Annotated in this window: 8 protein-coding genes; all 8 read right to left on the reverse strand. The window is 33.6% G+C overall.

All coding sequences use genetic code 11. The features are described from left to right. Positions 1-25: 25 nt before the first annotated feature. Positions 26-1636, reverse strand: a complete 1611-nt coding sequence (locus BMZ71_RS13835) for an IS1634 family transposase (RefSeq protein ID WP_093234139.1) — start codon at positions 1634-1636, stop codon at positions 26-28. 102 nt (positions 1637-1738) lie between these two features. Continuing rightward, positions 1739-2359: an acyltransferase family protein gene (locus BMZ71_RS13840; protein ID WP_086990739.1), complete on the reverse strand. Its 621-nt coding sequence runs from the start codon at positions 2357-2359 to the stop codon at positions 1739-1741. A 73-nt stretch (positions 2360-2432) separates the two neighbouring features. After that, positions 2433-3890, reverse strand: a complete 1458-nt coding sequence (locus BMZ71_RS13845; protein WP_086990737.1) for a lipopolysaccharide biosynthesis protein — start codon at positions 3888-3890, stop codon at positions 2433-2435. 48 nt (positions 3891-3938) lie between these two features. Then, on the reverse strand, positions 3939-5159 hold the full coding sequence (locus BMZ71_RS13850; protein WP_086990736.1) for a hypothetical protein: 1221 nt from the start codon (positions 5157-5159) through the stop codon (positions 3939-3941). After that, the gene (locus tag BMZ71_RS13855; RefSeq protein ID WP_086990734.1) at positions 5149-6423 is read right to left on the reverse strand and encodes a glycosyltransferase family 4 protein; all 1275 of its coding nucleotides are present in this window, start codon (positions 6421-6423) and stop codon (positions 5149-5151) included. The genes BMZ71_RS13850 and BMZ71_RS13855 overlap by 11 nt, the downstream gene beginning before the upstream one ends. Positions 6424-6462: 39 nt before the next feature. Continuing rightward, entirely contained in the window at positions 6463-7257 is a 795-nt protein-coding gene (locus BMZ71_RS13860) for a hypothetical protein (RefSeq protein WP_086990733.1), read from the reverse strand. 161 nt (positions 7258-7418) lie between these two features. Beyond that, positions 7419-8360 (reverse strand): glycosyltransferase family 2 protein, encoded by a 942-nt coding sequence (locus BMZ71_RS13865; protein ID WP_086990731.1) that lies wholly within the window; start codon positions 8358-8360, stop codon positions 7419-7421. Positions 8361-8530: 170 nt separating this feature from the next. Then, a partial coding sequence (locus BMZ71_RS13870; protein ID WP_072763888.1) for a transposase occupies positions 8531-8802 on the reverse strand: 272 nt, incomplete at its 5' end.

Below are 8802 nucleotides of genomic sequence, written 5' to 3' on the forward strand. Positions count from 1 at the left end.
ATCCTGGATTCCCGCCAACACATAACTATGCAGGCGGGGTGATGCCTAGTGCTTCGTAAATTTGTTTTTGCTTTGTAAGAACCTCACCGACCCTAAGGTCGTAGCCTGGATACTCAAAACATTCTATAATATCAAGTTTATCCAAGGCAGACTGAATCGTATAGTTTTGATAAAGTTCTGCTTCATGCATGTGTTTTTTGAGATAAGATAAATATATGAGCGCGACAAATGCAACGAAGAGTTTTCCGTCAAGGCTTTTCTCAGATGACACCAATAGGCGGCGAAGATTTAAGCGGTCTTTAATATTACCAAAGGCTTTCTCGATGAGATCTTTGTTTCTGTATAATTCCAGTGCGGCCATGGCATCCATCTTTTCGTTGGATATCAAAGTGAAGTAGCCATAATAACGTTTTGTCGCCTTCACTGCATCTTCTATAACAGTAACCTGTAAGCCACGAATCGGAGTTTCTTTAATTTGGAAATACTGCTTGTAGAATCGCTCATGTTTCGCAACACGTTTGCCACTCAGAATCTCCTTCCGCATAGCCATAAGTTTACGATCGAAGTTGGTTTCATCTTCAGCAAACTTATCGATGTTGAAGTAAATGTGTAAATAAACCCGCTTTTTATCTGTGAGAACATCCTTCTTGTAGGGGCGTTCTTGCTTATATTCCCATTCTGAAAGGACAGTCTTGGAATACAATTCATGCTGCTCATCGAAGTTCTCGAAAGAACGGAAGTTGTCATAAACGGTATCGATTGCTTTGCGTGCAAAGCAATTGCTTGTCTGAATCGCAACAATGAATTTCAAGTGCTCCTTAAGAAGGCCGTTGACATTCGCCTCGCTATAAAATCCACGGTCCATGACCAGTTTCACTTTATCAAAGCCGAGAACTGCAAAATCCGCTAGAAGATTTTGAACAGTCCGCACATCCGGAATGTTGCCGGCTAGCTTTCGATAATAGAAAGGAAGACCGGATTTTTCACCGAATACGAGTGCCAAGTTAATCTGAGGCAGTCTATCGTCTTCCTTGTTTTTGCCATATTGAGCTTGGCGAAGCGTTTGGGAATAACTGGACACTGAGGTAGTATCATAAGCCCAGTATTCATCTCCGGAGCGTCGTTTCTCCTGAAGCATAAAGAACTTTGTTCTTTCTTCTTCAGAAATATCTGAAAAAAGTTCACTGCTGCGCTGTGAAGAAATATTTTTATCATAGGGATGCTTATGAAGTGTGCTCCATTTTTCAAAACAAAAAAGCGGGGATTCAGATTCAAGAATCATATAGTAAGCAATGGATTGGATTTGTTTGTAGCTAGCGGGAAAGCATTGCTTAAGATCTTCTGTTAGACCCAGTTTTTTACCAATCTCATCCAGTAGATATGTGGTACCGTAAAACCTGCGGCTAGCTATTTCGATAGGTACCGGTCCTGGTTTCCTTGAGTTAGCAGCTTCCGGATCCTCCTTGTGTTTTCTGCCACGACCATCGGTCGGAATGATTTCTCCTGTATTAGAATCACGCTTACCGATCAGTGTGCGTTTCGCCCGGGGTTGTTTCTTTTCCTTATCCCAATAGGATATGGATTCGTAAACATAGGTAATGCCACTTCGTTTATCAAACTGGTTTATAATAGCCATTCTGCCGCCTCCTAGTTATGTATAGTATAACACATAACTAGGTTTATGTAATGGCGAGAGTGTTTAAAACCTATTAATATCAATGGTTTCAGCTTTTTTTTTTTAAATCATAGTTAGGTGTTTCGGGAATGCAGGGTATATCAAAGTATTAAATTTTTTAGCTAGTATAATCATTGATGTATCGGGAATAACGAGCAATATCACCTGGATTAACACATAAAAAAATATAAATTTATCGATATTTTTTTGTTTTTTTAGTATAAGAACAAGAAAAATAAAAATATAGAATACGAGTTCTGAGAACAAAGTCCAATATGCACCATCGACATTTTCTGCACCAAGAATTGTCTGGAGCATCGTAAAATTTAACAACATATCTTTAATGGACACTGACCTGGACGGTAAAAAAGTTGCTACTAATGGCATTGTTATAAGTATCGCAACCCAATAAACAGGAAATAATTTTAAAAAGCGTTTTATCATATATTTTACTAGAGTTGTTTGTTCAATATTCCGAATTGCAAAGTAACCGCTTAGCAAAAAAAACACAAGAACTGCATAACTACCGTGTGGAAATGTTATTCCAAACATTTCTTTACGAGGAAAAAGTGATTCATATCTAGTTGTATAATGATACAGAATAACCATCAAAGTTGAAATTCCTCGAATATAATCAAGGTAAACATTTCTTTGATTTTTTAACATTTCACTATTAGTATCCATAAACAATCCTTTCTTTAAATAAACTACCTAAAAACGGCATTTTATACTGTTAAATAACCGGCAGATAATTCTTTCATTCTGTTGACTTCTTAATTTTACTTCTCAATAGTTGAAGAATATACATAAATCCTTCCATTTTGAATGTATATGATACCCCTACATATATTGCCGCACCAAAAATAATAAGAATACAGAGTTTGACAAAGTTATTCATTATGAGGACTGACGACAGACCATATGTACAAATAAACATAAATCCACCTAATGCATATATTGGAATTACATCCATTATTTGCTGCTTTATTGAATAACTGCAGTATTTAGAAATGATTACCGTATATATAGCGATACTAATTATGTCGCCAATTAACGATGAAATAACGATCACATATACACCAAATGGTATTGATAAATAAAGCAGTGCCAATGAAACGACCTTGGTCATAATATTTAACAACAAATTAGTTCCGCTTCTACCAACAGCATTTAAAGCCTGATTTTTAGCAGTTAATGGCCAAAAAAGACAAATTACACACGAAATCATTACAAATGGAACTGCACTAACCCATTTGTCTGTAAGTAAAAATCTAATCATCGGATCCGATACCGCAGCCATCCCACATAATAGAGGCGTCACAACAGTCAAACTTGTTTTCATTGATTTTCTGAGATAATTTACAAAACGGCTTCTATCATGTTGTACTCTTGACAACGAGGAAAAAAGCACTGTTGTCATTGCACCATCAATTCCTGTGACCATAGTTGCAGGAAATAAATATCCTCTATTATAATAACCAACCATCGCTGAATTAAATACTTTACCAATTACAAGAGTTTTACTACTATTAAAAATTGTGTTTAGCAGATTTCCCGCAAGTATTTTCGAACTAAATGAGACCATACCCTTAATAGATTTAAAAGAAAATAATAGCTTTGGCCTCCATTTGAGTATTATCAATATTGCGATGCAATTTGCAATATTGAGAGAAAGTGTTCCAAATACAAGAGCCCATACTCCATAGCCTTTTAGAGCCATTCCGATACCGATAAATCCTTGAAAAAAAACCCCAATAAGGCTTGCTATAAAGTTCTTTTTAAAATCTAAATTTCTCATTATTATTGCATTATGGACAGAATATAATGAGATAATTACTATAGATATAGCTTGAACTCTTAGGACACTTTCTAACAGTGGCTCGTCATAAAAGTTTGCGACCACTGGCGAACACAAAAATACAATTATATACATAATAACTCCGATGCTTACGCTGAAATAAAACATCGATGATTTATCAATTTCAGTAATCTCCTTTTTCTGTATTATTGATGATGTGAATCCAGTTTGCACAATTACATTTAATATTGTGATAATCACAGAGTTTAGGGAAACTAATCCATATTCGCTAGGTAATAAAATTCGCGCAAGTACAATTTGAATTACAAGCCCTATCACTTGAGCAGAGACATTTTGTGCGGTGCGCCATATAAATCCATTTATAGATTCCTCTTTTAAGTTATCTTCTTCTTTCATACAAACTCCATTCCTTATATATTCTCAGCGCATAAAAATCAAAAGTGGCTATGACGTGTATCTGCTACTGTTATGGTCATTGTTTGTTTCATTGTCATCCAACAATACTGGCATGATTAGAATTGTGTATAATAATTCCGGAGCCGAGAAAGTGTTTATCACCGCTAAAAAAATAGCTATTATAATCATTGCGATAAAAAAAGTATCTTTTTTGACCAGTCTAAATGAATGTATCTTTCGAATTTCATTTAATGCGATAAATAGAACAATTAGCCCAAATAATCCAGAATGGCCAATGTAATCTAAAATTTCAGAATGTCCACCTATATTAACTTCGTATAAACGAAATAATCCACCAAATATCGGATTCCGCAAAAATGAATTGAAACTGAAATTATATAAATCTTTCCTTTCTAACAAATTTCCAGCTGAGACATCATATTTAATATAACCTAGGATCATTGATAACCTTGATGATACTGTATAGCTTTCGGAAAAATAAACAATCCCCCAATTAAGGATATCTTCTAGCTTTAAGGCTAGTGCTCCAACAATAATAATCGAAGTTATTCCTATAATTGCATTTCGTTGAATTGATAAACTTATGGCTATTCCAGCAATCAACAATAAAATTGCAGTCGTATATTCTGAACGAATAACACAAAAAGAACATATTAGAATAAATACCAGCAAAAAAAAACTAAAATGATTAATTAGTTTCTTTAGTATTAGCGGACAAAGTAGGACAATGGAATAAATGAATCCATATCCTCCGATATTTTGTTGCTTATACACATTGGTAAGTTCTGGATTATTATTGGTTGCAAGCAAACGGCTAGGCGATATATAATTATACGTTCCAATTATGGTTGTAATAGCAGTAATCAATACAATAAAAAACACTATATTCCTTAAGCGTTTTTTATCTACATTTTCGAATCCCCCAGAATAAATGAGCAAAACAGGAAAAGTAGTGACAAATAAAGTGAAATTAGCCCCAATTTTATTTACAAGACTCAGACTACTCGGATAACTTTGCAAGTATATAAAAATAAAATTAAATACAATTATCAGAAATGATACAATAAAAAATTTTATGGTTTGCTCATTCCCAAAGTGAGACTTCACAGATAACACCAGCATAAAGTAACACAACATAATAATAGGCATTTGTATTGCTATAGCCGGTAGCCATCGAAATACTGTTGTAAAACAATATATTGTATAGATAACAAAAGTAGCTGTAAACCAATTCATTCTAACTTTCATGTAAATAGTCCTTTTGGCTTAATATCTTATACATAGATATGATTTTCTTTGTGATTTCAATACCATCTATCTCATCAGATTTCTTTTTTGATGCATTTGAAAACTTTAAGCAAAGCTCCGTATCTTCAAATAGTTCACAAATATAACCTGCTAAACATTCATATTCTTCAAAACGATAAGAAAAACCAGTATCACCAAAGTTAAAATATTCCGGTACGCCTCCTACTTGTGAGGCTACCGAAGGTGTGCCAACTGCCATCGCTTCCTTTAATGAACTTGAATGGTTTTCAATTGATGACGCCATAGCAAATACATTTGCTTGTGATAGTTTCTCCGCCAATTCTTTTTGAGTAAGATATCCGGTAAATATCACATTTTCTCCCAAGTCATTATTTCTGATAAAATCAGAAATATAATTCCAATACCCTGGGACTTTTTGTCTATTAATATGTCCACCGCTAACAATCATAGATTTACCAGGTATGAAAAGTTTAACATCTGGAAAACGCCTACGAATTATTAATAATGCTTCAAGTAAAATATGTATTCCTTTATACGCTGGACCAGAGGCATTACTTATAATTGTGTGAGGATGCATTGTCGACACGGACCAAGTGTGCTGTGAGAATTCTTTATTAATGTTTAGAGGTATTTTAAATACTCTGATTTCTGGATTAATAGATTTGCAAAAATACTCTGCCCATTTATTCTCTACAACAACACTCCCAGATAATGATATAAGACGCTCCTCGGTTTTTGCCCTATTCTTAAACCAATTATTTTGAAACGCAAGCAATTGAGATCTATAAATATCTCTAAGTGTAGTATATTTTAGCATTTTGAAAAAGGGTAACTGGCCTGTAGCAAATCTTGAAATTGCTCTCAGTATTCCTTGAATGTAAATCACAGAAGGAATTTTTAAATCTTTAGCCACTTCCAATGCTGGAACAGCATGGGAATACTCCGTTCCCCATACGTGAATAACATCAGGTTTTTCAATTTCAAAAATTTCTTTCCACTCGTTATATGCTATTTTTGTATCTCTTTTATAATGAACAGGCAAACCACCTGGCACAGCATAGTATTGAATCCCATCAATATTCTTATGTTCTAGAGATTTTGAATTATTTGAAGTCACAATGACAAATGAGAACTCCTTCTCTTTTTTGATTTCCTTCAATAAAGCGTCCATCCAAAGTCCACCCATAGGCTTGCCTATTGCCATATCACCAATTGAAATATTAGTTATCCATAATATTTTCATGCATCAAAACTCCTTACTTATTTTCTGATAGACTTATTACTATGAGCTACTGAGTTTATCCTTTAACCTTTTGAAATAGTACCGCAGCATATCCGATTTAGTAAATCTATCCATACTAATTTCATTAATTGTTATTCCGTTTCTCTCAAACAGTCCATCGTTATTCCATAGCCACTTTCCACTCCAAATACCAAATCCAAGCTTTCGATCTGTGAAATATGGAAAAACACTATTTTTTATACTACTATGCGTCCCTTTTTTTGAACACAAAAAGAGGGACGTAGGATTATCTATCCTCAAGTAACCTTCTTCTTCAAAAGACCATGGTGAGTCTTCTTTGGATATCAATTTTTGCAATTCTTCCTTACGCCACAATCCCGCCTGTAAATTTAATTTATATTCCTGATTTTCAGTCATCAGATAATAATTAGGATTTTTATCATATTCCGTTGTAAACCCAAAAATCCGTTTAAAGTATATAGCTACTATTTCACTATTATTATCCATCATATTAATACAGGTTTGTAATTCGTCTTGATTTACTTTATCTTGCAAGAAAAAATCTTCCAAAAGGAGTATGACATAAGTGGTATCTATTTGTTTTAAGCAATCTTCAATTCTTGCACCCCATGTGGAGCCATTCGAGCTATAAGAAATACTATTTAATACCGTCAAATCAATTCCCATATGTGTATACTTCTTTTTTTCTGTATTTAAGTAGAACTTATATGGACAATTAATCCAATATTTTTTTGTAAGTTCAAAAAAAGGATACCACGCATCTTCGTATTTATCGCAAGAATTAACTAGTATTGAACATGATCGATCATTCATTATTACACCATCCTTATAAGTTTTCATGTTGTAATTTATTCAATTTACAATAATAAGAATATTAAAAATTGTTTTCCCCATTAAACAAACGTAATTCAAGGATAATCAACCATTAAATTAACATTTTTTCATTATATTATATGAAAGTAAAATGGATATTCTTATAGTTTTAGATAAATATTATATAGTAGTTTATCAGATATAAGTCCGCAACTAGCTAGAATTTTGACCTTTATAGAAGGAACCCACAAACATTTTCGATAATTGACTTCAAATCTTTTCTTTACCTCTAAAAATTGGTAAAAATCAATTAGCTTTGCAGTAGTATGAAGAACACCCATCTTCCACTTATTAACTAGTACTTCACTATCGAACGGTAGATTTTTTAATTCTCTAGATACATTTGAATAATGCTCTAATCCCGTAATAATTTGCTCAATTTTTGATGATGTCATTATTGATCCTGGACGAATTAAATAATTATATAACTGTGAATAATTTAAAGTAATTTTTTCTGAAGCATCAACCACTTGCCACATAAAAGCTTGATCAACTGAAAATTTGACTTGCTCATTAAAACAAATTCCTCTTTTATACAATATTTCACGATTCACTAAAAAACATCCACAATATGGTACAAATTTTGTTCTACTTAGCATCATTCTCATAAGTTTTGATCTATTGATTAATGCTCCCTCTTTTGTCTCGCTAAACTTTTTTAAAGTTTCTTTATTAACTTCCTTTCTTATAGCTATTGATAAGTCCGCATTATATTTCTCTGCATCATGCAGTAATGTTTCGAGGTATTTAGGATGAAGAACATCATCAGAATCAATAAAGACTACCCACTTTCCTGTTGCATACTCGAGTCCGGTGTTTCTTGCGGCTGATAATCCTCCATTATTTCTTTCGATTAATTTATAATCTAATGTATTATTTTCTATGATAATTTTGTTGAATATATCAACCGTCTTGTCTGTAGATCCATCATTTACTGCTATTAATTCAAAATTGTGATATGTTTGATTGATAATAGATAATAAACTCTCTTTAACATATAATTCAACATTATACATTGGAAAAATAATAGAAACCTCTTTCATAACGCACTCCTTATATAACGTTCTTTTAGTATATCAATCATCTAGTGTTGTAGACTCTAATATTATTAGATATTTATAACCTTTTAATTGTTACCCTGCTTGCCTTTCTGACAGATTTATCATGCCATCTTGTTTTCAATAAAGTAACTATATAGGTTGAATTAAATACTTTACATCCGCACGCACAGTCGGTCAATCACCTCAAGGGGACGCCCGTTCACATCGGCTAAGAAACCGCGGACCGCCTGTTTGATTTTCTGGACGTGGTCAAAAAAAACATTGTTGATGACCGATTCCTTGAGCCACTTCCATACGCCTTCCATTAGGTTCAACTGAGGGCTGTAGGGAGGGAGGAAGATGAGTGCCAGGCGCCCAGCGTTTTCTTTAAGAAAAGGCTGGATCAGCTTGGCGTGGTGGATACGGGCATTATCCAATACCATCA

The sequence above is a fragment of the Trichococcus flocculiformis genome, from assembly GCF_900113645.1.
GTDB classification, from domain to species: domain Bacteria; phylum Bacillota; class Bacilli; order Lactobacillales; family Aerococcaceae; genus Trichococcus; species Trichococcus flocculiformis.

Coding starts and splice junctions, on each gene's coding strand:
- BMZ71_RS13835 (WP_093234139.1), bottom strand. CDS start 1,636: ATGGCTATTATAAACCAGTTTGATAAACGAAGTGGCATTACCTATGTT.
- BMZ71_RS13840 (WP_086990739.1), bottom strand. CDS start 2,359: ATGGATACTAATAGTGAAATGTTAAAAAATCAAAGAAATGTTTACCTT.
- BMZ71_RS13845 (WP_086990737.1), bottom strand. CDS start 3,890: ATGAAAGAAGAAGATAACTTAAAAGAGGAATCTATAAATGGATTTATA.
- BMZ71_RS13850 (WP_086990736.1), bottom strand. CDS start 5,159: ATGAAAGTTAGAATGAATTGGTTTACAGCTACTTTTGTTATCTATACA.
- BMZ71_RS13855 (WP_086990734.1), bottom strand. CDS start 6,423: ATGAAAATATTATGGATAACTAATATTTCAATTGGTGATATGGCAATA.
- BMZ71_RS13860 (WP_086990733.1), bottom strand. CDS start 7,257: ATGAATGATCGATCATGTTCAATACTAGTTAATTCTTGCGATAAATAC.
- BMZ71_RS13865 (WP_086990731.1), bottom strand. CDS start 8,360: ATGAAAGAGGTTTCTATTATTTTTCCAATGTATAATGTTGAATTATAT.